Raw genomic sequence first — 13,799 nt, forward strand, 5'->3', positions numbered from 1 at the left:
AGGCAATTATGATACATATAACACTAGCAAATCCAGACCATGTAGCAGGTATATCGAAAGTGTGCAGCGACGGTTATTGGGCTACGCACAGCGAAACGCGCTCGGAGAAATACATCCAAGGAGTTATCGAAGAGTTTTATAATCACGAGAGAATTTTAAAAGAAGTATCGGAGACGAGCAGAGATTGGGGCGGGTACTTTGTTGCGCTCGAAGATGGAGAAGTGCTAGGGGCTATCGGCGGTGGAATGATCGGTGAAGATATTGGGGAGGTTTTCGTACTTTATCTAGATCCTGATAGACGTAATGAGGGTATAGGAACGAAATTATTAGATGCCCTGACCAAACAGCAAAAAGAGCAGTTTAACGCCACGGAACAATGGGTATCCGTAGCAAAGGGAAATCAGAAGGGCATACCTTTTTATGAAGCGAGAGGATTCGTCGTCCAGCATGAGCGACCTGGCTATCATGATATAGAGGGAGAAAGTTATCCTGCCTTGAGATATTATCGGAAGATATAGCATATCCTGAATCTGTAGCGTGGCAAGCTTACATATAGAACAGGAATGAGGGAACGAAAAAACCAGCCTCAATCGGCTGGTTTTCCTCATTTCTTATTGTTCATTTTCTTGATTTTGAAATACAGACTGAAATATCGGAACGATGTGTAAAAATCAAATGCAGCAAACACTGCAAGTAAGATGCTGAAAATCGTCCAGTCTTTCGCTGCCTGTACGTCATGAATGGCCCAATAGACGAAGAAAACACCTATTACAAGGTAAAGTATCGCGGCGGGCAATGGCGATCGTATCATAAATTCTTATCCTCCAAAGATGATCATTTGCATATTTTCGAGTTGTTTCCGCATTCTTTCTATCTCTTCCATTCTTTCCGGGGTGAGATTAAACTGAATGATTACGACCATCAGATTCATCAAGCCGTGTGTGATGATTGGTACGATGATTCGCTTAGTTTGTACATATAAAGCTGCAAAAACGACACCCATAACGAAGTATTGCAATAGGTGTAAGAAGTCTCCATGTACGGCACCGAATACGAGTGCGGAGATAAGTACTGCTACGAAGAAGTTTGTTCGCTTGTAGATTTCGCCGAATAGTATTTTACGGAAAATGATTTCCTCCAACACTGGTGCGAATACAACTACGATTAGTGCGAACGCTGGAACTGCGCGAACTGCATCCATGATGCTAGACGTATTTTCTGAGCCTTGTGTAATTCCAAAAACATACGTCTCGATCAACCCTGCAATTATCTGTCCGGCATAGGCACCAAAGAAACCGATAATGATCCAGACAATCGTCATACCAGGACCAGTGGCGTTTCGCATAGCTGGTGTCCTCATGTCCTTACGCAGCATAAAGCAGACGATAATGACAGCGAGCAGGAAGGTGATCAGACTCCACCAATACGATATGGTCACAACATCCAGATTCTGCTCCCTCATCCAAGGAACGAAAGGAACAAGCAGGAATGCAGAGAGCTGCATCACAATATATGTCAATATGACGAACCAATAACGTGCTGGCAATATAACGACTCCTTCCGCCTTACTTATGTAGTTGGCATCTTACGTATTTTAACATAAGAAGCAGGTAAGTATGTAGCGGTGCGCATTGTAATTACCCTGTTAATTCGTCCAAGGCTTGGCAGGAGAAACAAGGAATTCGTCGAACAACTATCAGAGTGTCATGCTTGCATTCCGTTTTCGTTTTGATTATTATAATAACTGGGTTAGCACTCAACTAACTCGAGTGCTAAAAAACAAATTATCGATTATATAAGGAGGGTTTCTCACATGTTGAAGCCACTAGGCGATCGTGTCGTAATTGAACTTGTAGAGCAGGAGGAAAAAACAGCATTTGGTATCGTGCTTCCTGAATCTGCGAAGGAAAAACCGCAAGAAGGTAAAGTTGTTGCCGTCGGTAGCGGTCGTGTAACCGATAATGGAGAAAGAGTTGCGCTGGAAGTTTCAGAAGGCGATTTGATCATCTTCTCTAAATACTCTGGTACAGAATTGAAATATGAAGGTAAAGATTACTTAATTCTTCGCGAAAGCGACATCCTTGCAGTAGTAGGATAATCCGAAGAACAGATTTATATAACATAGAAGATATATTAGGAGGTTTTTATTAATGGCTAAAGACATTAAGTTCTCTGAAGACGCTCGTCGTTCCATGCTTCGCGGTGTGGACACTCTTGCTGATGCAGTTAAAGTAACACTCGGACCAAAAGGCCGTAACGTCGTTTTGGATAAGAAATTCGGTTCTCCACTAATCACGAATGATGGTGTGACAATCGCTAAAGAAATCGAACTAGAAGATGCATTCGAAAACATGGGTGCGCAGCTTGTATCTGAAGTTGCTTCTAAAACAAACGAAATCGCTGGTGACGGTACAACTACAGCAACGGTTCTTGCACAAGCAATGATCCGCGAAGGTCTTAAAAACGTCGCTTCTGGTGCGAACCCAGTAGGCGTACGCCGCGGTATCGAAAAAGCTGTTGAAGTAGCTATCAAGCAGCTTAAAGAAATCTCTAAACCAATCGAAGGCAAAGAGTCTATCGCACAAGTAGCGGCAATCTCTGCAGCTGACGAAGAAGTTGGTAAACTAATCGCAGAAGCAATGGAGCGCGTTGGTAACGACGGCGTTATCACTATCGAAGAATCCCGCGGCTTCAACACAGAGCTTGAAGTTGTAGAAGGTATGCAATTCGATCGCGGATATGCTTCTCCGTACATGGTTTCTGACCAAGATAAAATGGAAGCAGTTCTTGAAGATCCATACATCTTGATCACAGATAAAAAAATCTCCAGCATCCAGGAAGTACTTCCTGTGCTTGAGCAAGTTGTACAACAAGGCAAGCCTCTATTGATGATCGCTGAAGACGTAGAAGGCGAAGCACTTGCAACACTTGTTGTAAACAAACTACGCGGAACATTCAACGCTGTAGCTGTTAAAGCTCCTGGCTTCGGTGACCGTCGTAAAGCAATGCTAGAAGATATCGCGACACTAACTGGTGGTGAAGTGATCACAGAAGACCTAGGTCTTGATCTGAAGAACACGCAAATCACGCAGCTTGGCCGCGCTTCTAAAGTTGTTGTTACAAAAGAAAACACAACTGTCGTTGAAGGTAACGGTAACCCAGAAAACATTTCTTCCCGCGTAGCACAAATCCGTGCACAAGTAGAAGAAACTACTTCTGAATTCGATAAAGAAAAACTACAAGAGCGCCTAGCGAAACTTTCTGGCGGTGTTGCAGTAATTAAAGTCGGTGCTGCTACTGAAACAGAATTGAAAGAACGCAAACTACGCATCGAAGACGCCCTTAACTCTACTCGCGCAGCAGTAGAAGAAGGTATCGTAGCCGGTGGTGGTACAGCTCTAGTTAACATCTACAACCACGTTGCAGGTCTCGAACTAACTGGCGACGAAGAAACTGGTGCGAAAATCGTCCTTCGTGCAATCGAAGAACCAGTTCGCCAAATCGCACACAACGCAGGCCTTGAAGGATCCGTTATCATCGAACGTCTTAAAAAAGAAGACGTCGGCATCGGCTTCAACGCAGCAACAGGCGAATGGGTAAACATGCTTGAAACAGGTATCGTTGACCCAACTAAAGTTACACGCTCCGCACTTCAAAACGCAGCATCCGTAGCAGCTATGTTCCTAACTACTGAAGCAGTAGTAGCTGACAAGCCAGAAGAAAACGCTGGCGGCGGCATGCCTGACATGGGCGGTATGGGTGGAATGGGCGGAATGATGTAATCTGTCCTCAAACCCTTTGCTACACAAGGATTTGAAACTCTATAAATGAATATAGATTTTTAATTGGTTTTTTCTAAAAAGCCAATTAAATCTAAGAAGCCTCTCAATGGTCAATGGACTTTTGGGAGGCTTTTTCTTTTCTATTTTCATTATGGGTTTAAGAATAATATCAGTTGTCAGAAGATTTCACAGTACTAAATCACTATCCGGAATTTAACTACCTCAAAGCTGCTTTTATCAAAGTGACCCGTTAGGACACCACGCCACTGAAACGTAAGCAACATCTTTCTATTTTACAGCTCACTACCAACAAACAAGGGAGAGAAAAACATGACACTCAAAATTGGAATGATTGGAACAGGTTGGTTTAGCCGCAAGCATGCGGACATTCTATCTAAGATGGATGGGGTTCAGATCCAAGCTATTTGCGGAACAAGCAAAGAGAAAGCAGCGGATATGGCGTCCGATTATGAGGGTGCAATTGGGTATAATCAGTATGTGGAAATGCTGGATGCAGAGGAGCTTGATGCGGTTTATATTGTTACGCCGCCAATGGTTCGGGGAGAGATTGAATTAGAGCTTATAGGGCGTGGTATTCCTTTCCTCATCGAAAAGCCACTGGGGACAGAGGACAAGATCCCTGCCAAGGTGTTGGAGCGTTTGAATGAAAGTTCTCTGATTACGTCTGTTGGGTATCATTTTCGATACACTGATTCGGTTGAGTATCTAAAGGAAAACGTAAATGGACAAACGCTTGGCATGGTATTAGGTAAATGGATGGGTGAGATGCCCATGGTAGGTTGGTGGAGAGATCAAGAGAAGTCTGGGGGTCAATTTATCGAACAAACAACGCATATTGTAGATTTACTAAGATACATCTGCGGTGAGGTTGAAGAAGTTTACGCGATGTATGGCAATCAAGTACAGCATAACAAGCACGATAATGTTACGGTGCCGGACATTGGTACGGTAAGTTTACGGCTGCAAAATGGCGTGATAGCTAACCTGTCAAATACGTTTATCCTTCCTAGTGGCATGGGAGAAGTTGGGCTCAAGCTTTATACAGATAAAGGAATACTAGATTGGCAGGGCGATAAGCTAGAAATAGACCAAGAAGGCATAAAGACGGCTTATAAGGATACAGACAATCCATACGTTCTGGAAAATGAGGCATTTATTCATGCCGTCCGTACTGGCGACACCTCAAAAATCCGCTCAGATTATAGTGATGCATGTCTAACTCATGAGGTGACGTATGCTGCATTGGAGTCTGCGAGAAGTGGTGTACCTGTTAAGCTTTAAAAATAAAGGTAATAAAAGAAGGAGCACTGATTTGGGTCAGGGCTCCTTTCTTAAGGACACCTGTGCATTAACGCAGGTGTCTATGTTTTACTCGGGATTTGTGTCTTCTTCTTCAAAACGTATGATAGAATCATTAACTGGGATTTGCTGTTGATCTGATTTTACATTATCTTCATCTGTACTCTTATTTGATTTTGGAGTGCTAATGTTCTGCAAAAAACCTTCCAAATCAAACCCTGTCATCTGCCCAAGACTCTCTTGCAAATTCGCCATCGTATTTGTCACGGTGTTAGGCAAGGAGTTGATTCCACCGCCTGATCCATTATCCAAAATACGGATAGACTCGACATTGCTGAATGATTCACTGATTGCTCTTGCATAATCTGGCATGATGTCGATGAGTTTCTCGCGTAGGATGACGTCTTGGTGTTTTGCCATTGCTTGAGCGCGTTTCTCGATCGCTTCGATCTCTGCGATGCTCTTTTGTTTGATAACCTCGGCTTCCGCTTCACCTTCGACTCTTCTTGCTTCGGCACGGGCTTGTGCTTCTCTTGTTTTAGTGAGGTATTCAGCTTCGGCTTTTTGCTTTTGTACTTCTACTTGCTGCTGTTCCAGTTTAACGTCGTTTTCACGTTCTTTTTGGCGCAGTCTTAATTCACTTTCTTGTTCCTGTTCTCGTATTTCAAGACGTTGTTTTTCGATACCCAAGCGTTTTTCTTCTTTTTCCAATTCGTATGCAGCTTCGGCGATGGCTCTTTCGCGCTCTGTTTCCGCTTTGATTTGGGCATCTTTAATGTCTTTTGTTTTACGGACTTCTGCGATGTTCATTTCACGCTGGTATTTCTCGCGAGATACTTCTTCGTTTACTTCTGCCCGTTTGAGTTCGGTTTCGCGTTTGTTGTTCGCTTCTGCTATTTCAGCTTCTTTTTCGATTTTTGCGATTTGCGGACGACCCAAGTTTTCTAAGTATCCTTCATCATCGCTGATGTCTGTGAGTCCAAGTGATGTGATGCGGAAGCCCATATCATTTAGTTCTTTTTGTGCAATTTTACGTACGTCTTCATTGAATCGTTCTCGGTCACCGTTGATTTGCTCAACGGTCATACTTGATAAAATTGCACGCAAACTGGAGTTTAATACTTCGCCAATTTCCTGCTCTATTTCTCCCTGCGCTTTCCCCAAGAACTGCTCGGCATATCGCACGATTCCTTCCAATGTGTCGGCTACTTTGACTGTTGCGACAGCTTCTCCGTATACAGCAACGTGTTGTGCTGTATATACTTTTGGTGTTTTGATTTGTAATTGGAATGATTTCAGAGATACTTTTGTACCAGTTTGGAACATTCTTAGTCTGTGCCCGCCACCGCGGATAACTTTCATATAGCGTCCTTGATCATCTTTATAAATATTCGTTTCCTTTGTCTCATCGCCAAGTTTCGGGCCGGTAACGATGAGTGCTTCGTTGGACGGCACGGTGCGGAATCTGATTTTCATGTAAATGAACCATGCAGTTCCTGCGATAGCTGCCAGTACAACTAGCATAATAATGATGGAAACAATTGTTATTCCTTCTAACATGTGTGCATTTCCCCTTTTTATGTATTTTATATTTATACGACTTACAAGTATTCTTAGTTTCAATAATTTTAAGAGGATTCAAAGATAATTATATAAAGCACAGTAAGGACAGGTGAACATATTGCTACTTTCGCTTATTCAATAAAATAATGGCATAATAAAAATAAAACATAAAAATTAAGGATGACTACATGAGACAATTAGTAGAAGTAAAAATTAAATCCAAATTCGTTACAGATATAAAGAATGGCTATCCGTTACTATCAAAAGAAGCAGTTGAAACTTCAGGAGTGGCGATGGATGAGGGGAGCATCTTGCGCCTAGTTGATTCAAGCAGCAGGTATCTTGCAACAGCATATTATGGGTTACAAAATAAAGGGATTGGCTGGGTTTTGACTCGCAAGGAACAAGAGAAAATTGATAAGCAGTTTTTAGTTAAGAAGATTAGTGAAGCTGTTGCAAGGCGGAAGAATTTATATGAAGCAGAAGATACAACTGCTTTTCGTGTGTTTAATGGAGAAGGGGACGGTATCGGAGGATTGATTATTGATTTCTATAGCGGCTTTTATATGGTGAGTTGGTATAGTGAAGGTATTTATTCTTTCCGTGAAGAGATATATCAAGCTTTACGTGAAGTTGTAGAAGTTCGTGGTTTATATGAAAAATTACGGTTTAATACGAATGGACAATATGTGGAACAAGATGATTATGTGTCAGGTGAAAAGGGAGAATTTCCTTTAATCGTTATGGAAAACGGAATGAAATATGCGGTAGATTTAAATGATGGCGCAATGACTGGAATATTCTTAGATCAACGCAATGTACGAAAAGCATTACGTGACCATTATTCAAAGGGAAAAACGGTTTTAAATACATTCTCTTATACAGGTGCGTTCTCTGTAGCAGCAGTTCTTGGCGGTGCGACAGGAACAACTAGTGTGGATGTAGCAAAACGAAGCCTGCCAAAAACGATTGAGCAATTTGCAGTCAACGAGATCGAATATGAAGCGCAAGATATTAAGGTAATGGATGTCTTTGATTACTTCCGATATGCGGCCCGTCATGAGTTGAAATTTGATGTTGTTGTATTGGATCCTCCGAGCTTTGCGCGGACAAAAAAAATAACATTTAGTACTGCAAAGGATTATCCAAAGCTGCTAAAAGACACCTTGAAAATTACAAATCAGGGTGGAGTAATTATTGCTTCCACAAATAACGCAAGCTTCAACATGAAAAAGTTTAAGGGCTTTATAGATAAAGCATTTACGGAATCAAATACACGCTACAAAATCTTAGAAGAACATCAATTGCCAGAAGATTTTACGGTACCGCACAACTATCCCGAATTTAACTATTTAAAAGTCGTATTTATAAAGGTAATGAATTAAGGATGTGTTCAAATGAAATACACTAAAACAACTATGACGAAATTAATTAACCAACAAAGTGAATTACATGCGGAGTTAAAGAGACTGAAAGCTGAAATGGGTTTAGAGAAAAATTTAGCAATAAAAGCTCTTTATCATTCCTTTGTAGCTAATAGTGGTAAATATATGGAGGAATATAAAGAATTAGAACGTCCGAGAAAATAGGAGACAAAGATATACACAATCTAGGTGAGTGAGTTAGTATTGGAATTAAATAGAGAGACAGGGGGAATTACAAATGAATCCAAGCACGATAAGAGAAAAAATCAGAAGCGGTGAACACAATACCCATACTTCTGGCTTAGGCAGTGATTATGTTCAAGCTAATTTAGTAATTGTACCAAAGGAATATGCTTTTGATTTTCTATTGTTTGCTAATCGGAACCCAAAGTCTTGTCCAATAATTGATGTATTAGAACCAGGTGTGGTTGAGTCTGCTCTTGCAACTGGCTCAGATATTAGAAGTGATATTCCGCTTTACTTTGTATATGAGAACGGTAAACTGACGGAGAAGCGTCAGGATCTTAAAGAAATCTGGCGGGATGACTTTGTATCTTTCTTGATAGGCTGCAGCTTTACCTTTGAAAGTGCATTACTAAAGGAAGGCGTTCCGTTAAAGCATATCGAGCAGAACAGAAATGTTGCGATGTATATAACTAACCGTCAAACGAAGCAAGCTGGTGAATTTAGTGGACCTGTTGTAGTCTCCATGAGACCCATTAAAAATGAGCTAGTTCAAAAGGCAATTGATGTCACCGCACAGTTTCCAAACATGCATGGATCTCCAATTCACGTTGGAGATCCTAAAGAAATAGGTATCGACGATATTAGTGAGCCGGATTTTGGTGAATTTACGGAGTTCGGTGAAGGAGAAACACCTGTTTTTTGGGAATGTGGCGTAACACCTCAATCTGCAGCAATCCATTCACAAATTCCATTTGTGATTACGCATGCGCCGGGCCATATGTTTATTACTGATGTTACGAATGATGAATTTTTACGTGATAATTCTTGAATACATTGCTTCAAGTTAGCTCTAAAAAAGCGCCAAACTTAAGGGTTTGGCGCTTTTTCTAAACTTTATTCTTCTACTAAAATGGGAGTGGCTCTATGTTTCGTCGCTTGCTCGTAAGCATAAGCCATGCCCAAGAGCTTCACTCCACATTCTCCTAGAATCCGATGCAGAAGCAAAAAGCGGAAAAGTTGATGGAGTTACAGGCTTATTGTGGAACGACAACAATCAACAAATTCAATTTTATACCACGTGGGATTGCAAAGATGGTTTAAGTGAAGAGGAAAGCGCAAAAATTACGGACTCAGAAACAGCCGGTATTTAAAAATTATTATAGAATCTATCAATTTCGACACTAACAAAAGCGAGAGATACTAATGTCTTTGGATTTGCAGAATATCGAAGACATCACAAGTAATTCTGTTAAGCAGCATCTTGTATCCTGCCAACAACAAGGTAATGGACCAAATACGATTAATAACAAGTTACAGAGGATAAGGGCAATCTTGAACTACATAATTGATGGATGCAGTTCAGTTCCTATTATTGAATGACTATACAATGATATACTGTACCGTAATTTTTTTCTGTCTTGAATTGTACTTAAAGAATGTAAGCAATGAATTACTGCTCTTCAACACTTAAGATAGTGCCAGTCCGCTCCAAGTATGTAAATCGGTATAGCTTGCCTTCTTCTATCTGATAATTGTTGATCATCAGTGTAAGATCTCGTTCATCTGTTGTGATGAGTGCAATAGTTGAGTGGCCACCAGTATATACATCCACCACTTCAAAGTCATCTACATGCATCGCGCCATTTGAGTAATCCCTCATATCTCCCATACTATTAATTGTTAAAGAACTTAATTGTGGGACAATGAAAACACCTATGGTAAAACAAATTATCCCTGTTAAACCAAAATAAAATACCTGTCTTTTGCCGACTTTCTGTGGATTTTTATTGTAATAACAAGACTTGTGTACACAAAAAAGGCAATCAGGGTCAAGGCAGCCAAGTACAACAAGGCAGTTCCTATCCAATCATAGATGAATGCATGATAAAGGCTTGAAGCAAAGAATGTTCTTAAAACCATAGAAGATACACCTAAAATAACAAAAGTACTCATTACCATGATGAAGCCAAATATAATTCTTATCCTCTTGCTAGTAGCAACCTCACGTTTCAATTGAGCTGAGCTTTGTAAATGCCGTCGTTTGTTGTTCCTGCCCATTAAATCTCTCCCTTTATCTATCTCTAATAGAATAATTTATAAGCTAGTTCTTATGTTTTTAAAATAATAAAGTGTCCCACTACAAACAGAATTAGGATCACAATAAGAAACTCTAGTAATATCATTATACTGATTAAACTAATGTAAAAACTATCAAGGTTCCCAATCCAAAATATTCCTTTCCGATTCATTAGTATGCACTGTTTATATATCGACAAATCTATTTAATTTTAAAGGATTAAAAGAGATGAAAAAAGAGAAAGTCAGGTATTCAAATTAGCCTAAAAGCAGCTGCAGATTAATCTGGGTTAACTACATTTTCAGGTATATAAACATATTTGTAGAAGAATCCATCATGTCGATTAACGTCAATAATAATCGTTCGCATTAACAGCCTGTTTACAATGAATTGACTTCTTCTTAACATGCTTCTGGTATCTTACATATGTACCTTAATTTCTTAAAGGGGAGAGGTTTCAATGCTTAAAAAATGGATGGTGGCATTGGGAATGGTATCGGTCCTAACGTTGGCGGCATGTAATAACAATGATGATGAAGATCCAGCTGATGATGTGCAAATTGAGGAACAAGAACAAGAACAAGAAGATGATACGAATGATACAGAAGAAGATACAGATCAATCTGAATGATATGTAGTGTTTAAAAGGCGTTCCATCTTGGTACGCCTTTTTTTATTTCTTAAATTAGGAGAAATACAAGTGCACTAATATAGAAGTGAAAATAGGTATGTGTAGTAGAAAGTATACATATACGTAGTTACTAGCCACTTAAGTGAACATAATTATCAGAAGGCTAAGCTCGAATCAGAGGTGATTTCTTGTTTGACACTATTAGGTATATAAGTATGAAAACGGCTGTATTATTAGGGATTTGTTTCTACTCTTTCACAATCTTAATTCATGTTTTAGTTATTAGCGGTATCCTACCATATACATGGGTGAATGGCGGACGATCTGATTCTTTTGCAAATCAACTTCAACTATCTATCATCAGTATTGTCGTTTGTATTATAGGAGGACTATTCACTTTTTTTGCTGCTGAAAATAAAGCCAGAAGATTCAATAGGGGCATAACTATTATATGTTGGTTTCTTGTTGTGATGTGTTTTGTTGGCCTTATACAACAACTGCTAGGCACAGCTTTTGAAAAGGGAGTTTGTTCATTCATAGTGCTGCTTGGAATTATCTCGAACTTAAGATTAGCAGTTGAAATAAGAAAGCAGTAAAACAACAGAACGGCTATATTGTATGCTCAAAAAAACGTGAAATCTTGATTACCAAGATTTCACGTTTTTCTATAAACTTTTACACAAAACTATGACCCAATAAGGAGTGGTTTGAGCGGGAATGCTCATTGTAGTGGGTCCATATACAACAATTAAATCCCGGTTACGAAGGTTACCGGTAAAAGCTTGCCCGTTCGTTAATAGCAGCGGCGTAGCTTGGGATATATTCAGCTTCAATTGTCCATCACTGCTCAACAGCTGATTATCGAAGAAGCTGACCTTTACATTCTGGTTAGGGCTTTCCTTTACCATAACAAGTGCTGGATACTGCGGAGGATAAATAAGAATCGCAGGTGCATCTCCATCATAATAGCCAGTCACACGATCACCTACGGATACCATTGCATGATCAACGAAGTAAGTAGTAGGTGATACAACAAAGTTCACTATTGATCCTGTATCGTTTTCGACAGTAAAGAATTTATAACAGCCATCCGCTCGGCCATTGCCCTGGAAATCACTAATCATCGTTACAGTTCCATGGAAGGAATAAAAATTGGTCATATACATACCTCCATTGTTTTCCATGTACGATATGTAGGTCCTTGCCTAAAGGACTGTGCGAATGCCTAAAGAAAGATGCTCTCTTCATAAAAATTATTAACTGTTGAATAAACTTCTTCTTCCAGTTTAAATTATTTGTTATGATGAATTATTGCATCTTACTTAGGAAGGATATTTTATGTGAACAGATCTACAACAAATAAGCAAAAACGTTATTATACATTTTTATTAATATTAGCAATTCTTTTTATTGCTGCTACCTTGCGTTCACCGCTCACTTCTGTTGGGCCGCTTATACCATTCTTCCGCGAAGAACTGGACGTTTCTAACTCCATGGTTGGTTTAGTAAATACATTGCCATTGCTTGCTTTTGGCGTTTTTTCCTCGTTAGTACCGAAAATATCAAGTAAGTTCGGTATGGAGTTAACACTGTTAGCTGCTATGTGCATGCTGACTGTTGGTATTTTTATTCGGGCTTTAAGCGGTCTTCCATTATTGTTATTTGGTACTGTTTTGCTTGGCATGGCGATTGCTTTTGGTAATGTGCTAATGCCGGGTTTGATCAAGTCTAGTTTTCCTTATCAAATAGGACTGATGACGGGCATATATTCTGTTTCGATGAATATTTTCGGTGCACTTGCTTCAGGTATTTCTGTGCCGATTGCATCTGTACCTAGCTTCGGCTGGCGAAATGCGTTACAAATGTGGAGTATTCTTTCACTAATAGCAATTATTATATTGCTGCTTCGACTGCCGGCAGCACGTTCGGAGAAGAAAGTGTTCGTGAAAGTAGAGAACAAATCCTCTCGGAGAATTGTCAAATCTAAGATTGCGTGGGCCGTAACGCTATTTATGGGTTTGCAATCATTCATACCGTACAGCCTGTTTACGTGGCTGCCAGATATATTAATGACCAAAGGGTTCGATGAAAGTGAAGCAGGCTGGCTTATTGCCATTTATCAGCTAGGTCTGATTCCAACTACATTCATCGCACCTATTATTGCCGGCAGAATGAAAAGCCAGCGGCTAATTGGCTGTATTGCGGGTCTATTATTCTTCTTTGGATTAGTAGGGGTTTCGTTAATTTCCTCTAATCTTATCATCGCGCCACTTGTATTAACGGGGGTTGGTGCAGGAACAGCATTCAGTTTAGCCATGATGTTCTTTGTTCTCCGTACTAATTCAATAGCCGAATCTTCTCAGCTATCAAGCATGGCTCAATCGGTTGGCTATTTGGTTGCTGCAATGGGACCGCTTCTGCTTGGTACCATCGCTGAAAAGACGAACGGATGGATGGTACCGCTCATTATTCTTATGATTGCTGCTTTATGTATTGCCTTTTTAGGGACAATTGCAGGTCAGAATCAAAAGATATCTTTAGGTGCAGAACCAAAAGGTGAGGAATAAATCATTACTTTGTTTTTAGCGGTTAGAGTGTAAATAAGTATCTATGTATAAAGGCAAAAAAGAAGATCACCGAGTGATCCTCTTTTTTATGCTTATTTATCTAAGATGATGGAAAGACCGCCGCCACCTGGATCGTTTTTGTTACTTGCGGTAGAGCCATGGTCAGCATAGCCTGTTAGTCCACTTACAATAATCGTGATTGCTAGAATCAAAGTAAAAGTTACTTTCTTCATATTAAAGCCCTCCTTT

The 13,799-nt window shown here is 40.0% G+C and carries 17 protein-coding genes; 10 read left to right on the plus strand and 7 right to left on the minus strand.

The features are described from left to right. Nucleotides 1-8: 8 nt before the first annotated feature. Nucleotides 9-518, plus strand: coding sequence for a GNAT family N-acetyltransferase (locus GZ22_RS02215; RefSeq protein ID WP_038558253.1), 510 nt, complete (start codon nucleotides 9-11; stop codon nucleotides 516-518). 86 nt (nucleotides 519-604) lie between these two features. On the opposite strand, the gene GZ22_RS02220 is transcribed toward GZ22_RS02215, so the two are convergent. After that, nucleotides 605-811, minus strand: a complete 207-nt coding sequence (locus GZ22_RS02220; RefSeq protein ID WP_038558255.1) for a DUF4305 domain-containing protein — start codon at nucleotides 809-811, stop codon at nucleotides 605-607. A 6-nt stretch (nucleotides 812-817) separates the two neighbouring features. Beyond that, complete coding sequence (locus GZ22_RS02225; RefSeq protein ID WP_038558257.1) at nucleotides 818-1,546, minus strand: CPBP family intramembrane glutamic endopeptidase; 729 nt, start codon at nucleotides 1,544-1,546, stop codon at nucleotides 818-820. Between the two features lie 267 nt (nucleotides 1,547-1,813). On the opposite strand from GZ22_RS02225, the gene groES reads away from it, so the two are divergent. From groES to GZ22_RS02240, 3 genes are all read left to right on the plus strand, one after another. Further along, entirely contained in the window at nucleotides 1,814-2,098 is a 285-nt protein-coding gene (groES, locus tag GZ22_RS02230; protein ID WP_038558259.1) for a co-chaperone GroES, read from the plus strand. A 52-nt stretch (nucleotides 2,099-2,150) separates the two neighbouring features. Then, on the plus strand, nucleotides 2,151-3,782 hold the full coding sequence (groL, locus tag GZ22_RS02235) for a chaperonin GroEL (RefSeq protein ID WP_038558262.1): 1,632 nt from the start codon (nucleotides 2,151-2,153) through the stop codon (nucleotides 3,780-3,782). Nucleotides 3,783-4,112: 330 nt separating this feature from the next. After that, on the plus strand, nucleotides 4,113-5,084 hold the full coding sequence (locus tag GZ22_RS02240) for a Gfo/Idh/MocA family protein (protein ID WP_038558264.1): 972 nt from the start codon (nucleotides 4,113-4,115) through the stop codon (nucleotides 5,082-5,084). Nucleotides 5,085-5,171: 87 nt separating this feature from the next. On the opposite strand, the gene GZ22_RS02245 is transcribed toward GZ22_RS02240, so the two are convergent. After that, nucleotides 5,172-6,662, minus strand: coding sequence for a flotillin family protein (locus GZ22_RS02245; protein ID WP_038558266.1), 1,491 nt, complete (start codon nucleotides 6,660-6,662; stop codon nucleotides 5,172-5,174). 191 nt (nucleotides 6,663-6,853) lie between these two features. On the opposite strand from GZ22_RS02245, the gene GZ22_RS02250 reads away from it, so the two are divergent. The 3 genes from GZ22_RS02250 (at nucleotide 6,854) to GZ22_RS02260 (ending at nucleotide 9,104) form a co-directional block, all read left to right on the plus strand. Next, nucleotides 6,854-8,050: a class I SAM-dependent rRNA methyltransferase gene (locus GZ22_RS02250; RefSeq protein WP_038558268.1), complete on the plus strand. Its 1,197-nt coding sequence runs from the start codon at nucleotides 6,854-6,856 to the stop codon at nucleotides 8,048-8,050. Between the two features lie 12 nt (nucleotides 8,051-8,062). Beyond that, nucleotides 8,063-8,254, plus strand: coding sequence for a hypothetical protein (locus GZ22_RS02255; RefSeq protein WP_038558270.1), 192 nt, complete (start codon nucleotides 8,063-8,065; stop codon nucleotides 8,252-8,254). A gap of 73 nt (nucleotides 8,255-8,327) precedes the next feature. After that, complete coding sequence (locus tag GZ22_RS02260; RefSeq protein WP_038558272.1) at nucleotides 8,328-9,104, plus strand: putative hydro-lyase; 777 nt, start codon at nucleotides 8,328-8,330, stop codon at nucleotides 9,102-9,104. A gap of 621 nt (nucleotides 9,105-9,725) precedes the next feature. Here GZ22_RS02260 and GZ22_RS17925 read toward each other — a convergent pair. Both GZ22_RS17925 and GZ22_RS17930 read right to left on the minus strand, forming a co-directional pair. Next, nucleotides 9,726-9,935: a hypothetical protein gene (locus GZ22_RS17925; protein WP_123921879.1), complete on the minus strand. Its 210-nt coding sequence runs from the start codon at nucleotides 9,933-9,935 to the stop codon at nucleotides 9,726-9,728. A 77-nt stretch (nucleotides 9,936-10,012) separates the two neighbouring features. Continuing rightward, nucleotides 10,013-10,333, minus strand: a complete 321-nt coding sequence (locus GZ22_RS17930) for a hypothetical protein (protein WP_051747961.1) — start codon at nucleotides 10,331-10,333, stop codon at nucleotides 10,013-10,015. 479 nt (nucleotides 10,334-10,812) lie between these two features. On the opposite strand from GZ22_RS17930, the gene GZ22_RS18500 reads away from it, so the two are divergent. Together GZ22_RS18500 and GZ22_RS02275 are read left to right on the plus strand one after the other, a co-directional pair. After that, complete coding sequence (locus GZ22_RS18500) at nucleotides 10,813-10,983, plus strand: hypothetical protein (RefSeq protein WP_164072001.1); 171 nt, start codon at nucleotides 10,813-10,815, stop codon at nucleotides 10,981-10,983. Nucleotides 10,984-11,198: 215 nt separating this feature from the next. Continuing rightward, entirely contained in the window at nucleotides 11,199-11,579 is a 381-nt protein-coding gene (locus tag GZ22_RS02275) for a hypothetical protein (RefSeq protein WP_123921880.1), read from the plus strand. A gap of 69 nt (nucleotides 11,580-11,648) precedes the next feature. Here the strand turns inward: GZ22_RS02275 and GZ22_RS02280 are convergent, their stop codons facing one another. Then, nucleotides 11,649-12,143 (minus strand): hypothetical protein, encoded by a 495-nt coding sequence (locus GZ22_RS02280; RefSeq protein WP_038558280.1) that lies wholly within the window; start codon nucleotides 12,141-12,143, stop codon nucleotides 11,649-11,651. A gap of 180 nt (nucleotides 12,144-12,323) precedes the next feature. On the opposite strand from GZ22_RS02280, the gene GZ22_RS02285 reads away from it, so the two are divergent. Beyond that, complete coding sequence (locus GZ22_RS02285) at nucleotides 12,324-13,550, plus strand: CynX/NimT family MFS transporter (protein ID WP_038558282.1); 1,227 nt, start codon at nucleotides 12,324-12,326, stop codon at nucleotides 13,548-13,550. 92 nt (nucleotides 13,551-13,642) lie between these two features. On the opposite strand, the gene GZ22_RS18505 is transcribed toward GZ22_RS02285, so the two are convergent. Continuing rightward, nucleotides 13,643-13,783 carry a hypothetical protein gene (locus tag GZ22_RS18505; RefSeq protein WP_164072003.1) on the minus strand — a complete coding sequence of 47 codons (141 nt, stop codon included), beginning with the start codon at nucleotides 13,781-13,783 and terminating at the stop codon, nucleotides 13,643-13,645. Nucleotides 13,784-13,799: the final 16 nt, after the last annotated feature.

This window comes from Terribacillus saccharophilus, assembly GCF_000725365.1.
Taxonomy (GTDB): domain Bacteria; phylum Bacillota; class Bacilli; order Bacillales; family Amphibacillaceae; genus Terribacillus; species Terribacillus saccharophilus.

What these genes read in the sequence shown, in the direction of transcription:
- GZ22_RS17930 (WP_051747961.1), bottom strand. Translation starts at nt 10,333, where the DNA reads ATGGGCAGGAACAACAAACGACGGCATTTACAAAGCTCAGCTCAATTG.
- GZ22_RS17925 (WP_123921879.1), bottom strand. Translation starts at nt 9,935, where the DNA reads ATGAGGGATTACTCAAATGGCGCGATGCATGTAGATGACTTTGAAGTG.
- groL (WP_038558262.1), top strand. Translation starts at nt 2,151, where the DNA reads ATGGCTAAAGACATTAAGTTCTCTGAAGACGCTCGTCGTTCCATGCTT.
- GZ22_RS18505 (WP_164072003.1), bottom strand. Translation starts at nt 13,783, where the DNA reads ATGAAGAAAGTAACTTTTACTTTGATTCTAGCAATCACGATTATTGTA.
- groES (WP_038558259.1), top strand. Translation starts at nt 1,814, where the DNA reads ATGTTGAAGCCACTAGGCGATCGTGTCGTAATTGAACTTGTAGAGCAG.
- GZ22_RS02220 (WP_038558255.1), bottom strand. Translation starts at nt 811, where the DNA reads ATGATACGATCGCCATTGCCCGCCGCGATACTTTACCTTGTAATAGGT.
- GZ22_RS02280 (WP_038558280.1), bottom strand. Translation starts at nt 12,143, where the DNA reads ATGACCAATTTTTATTCCTTCCATGGAACTGTAACGATGATTAGTGAT.
- GZ22_RS18500 (WP_164072001.1), top strand. Translation starts at nt 10,813, where the DNA reads ATGCTTAAAAAATGGATGGTGGCATTGGGAATGGTATCGGTCCTAACG.
- GZ22_RS02240 (WP_038558264.1), top strand. Translation starts at nt 4,113, where the DNA reads ATGACACTCAAAATTGGAATGATTGGAACAGGTTGGTTTAGCCGCAAG.
- GZ22_RS02260 (WP_038558272.1), top strand. Translation starts at nt 8,328, where the DNA reads ATGAATCCAAGCACGATAAGAGAAAAAATCAGAAGCGGTGAACACAAT.
- GZ22_RS02215 (WP_038558253.1), top strand. Translation starts at nt 9, where the DNA reads ATGATACATATAACACTAGCAAATCCAGACCATGTAGCAGGTATATCG.
- GZ22_RS02250 (WP_038558268.1), top strand. Translation starts at nt 6,854, where the DNA reads ATGAGACAATTAGTAGAAGTAAAAATTAAATCCAAATTCGTTACAGAT.
- GZ22_RS02275 (WP_123921880.1), top strand. Translation starts at nt 11,199, where the DNA reads ATGAAAACGGCTGTATTATTAGGGATTTGTTTCTACTCTTTCACAATC.
- GZ22_RS02245 (WP_038558266.1), bottom strand. Translation starts at nt 6,662, where the DNA reads ATGTTAGAAGGAATAACAATTGTTTCCATCATTATTATGCTAGTTGTA.
- GZ22_RS02255 (WP_038558270.1), top strand. Translation starts at nt 8,063, where the DNA reads ATGAAATACACTAAAACAACTATGACGAAATTAATTAACCAACAAAGT.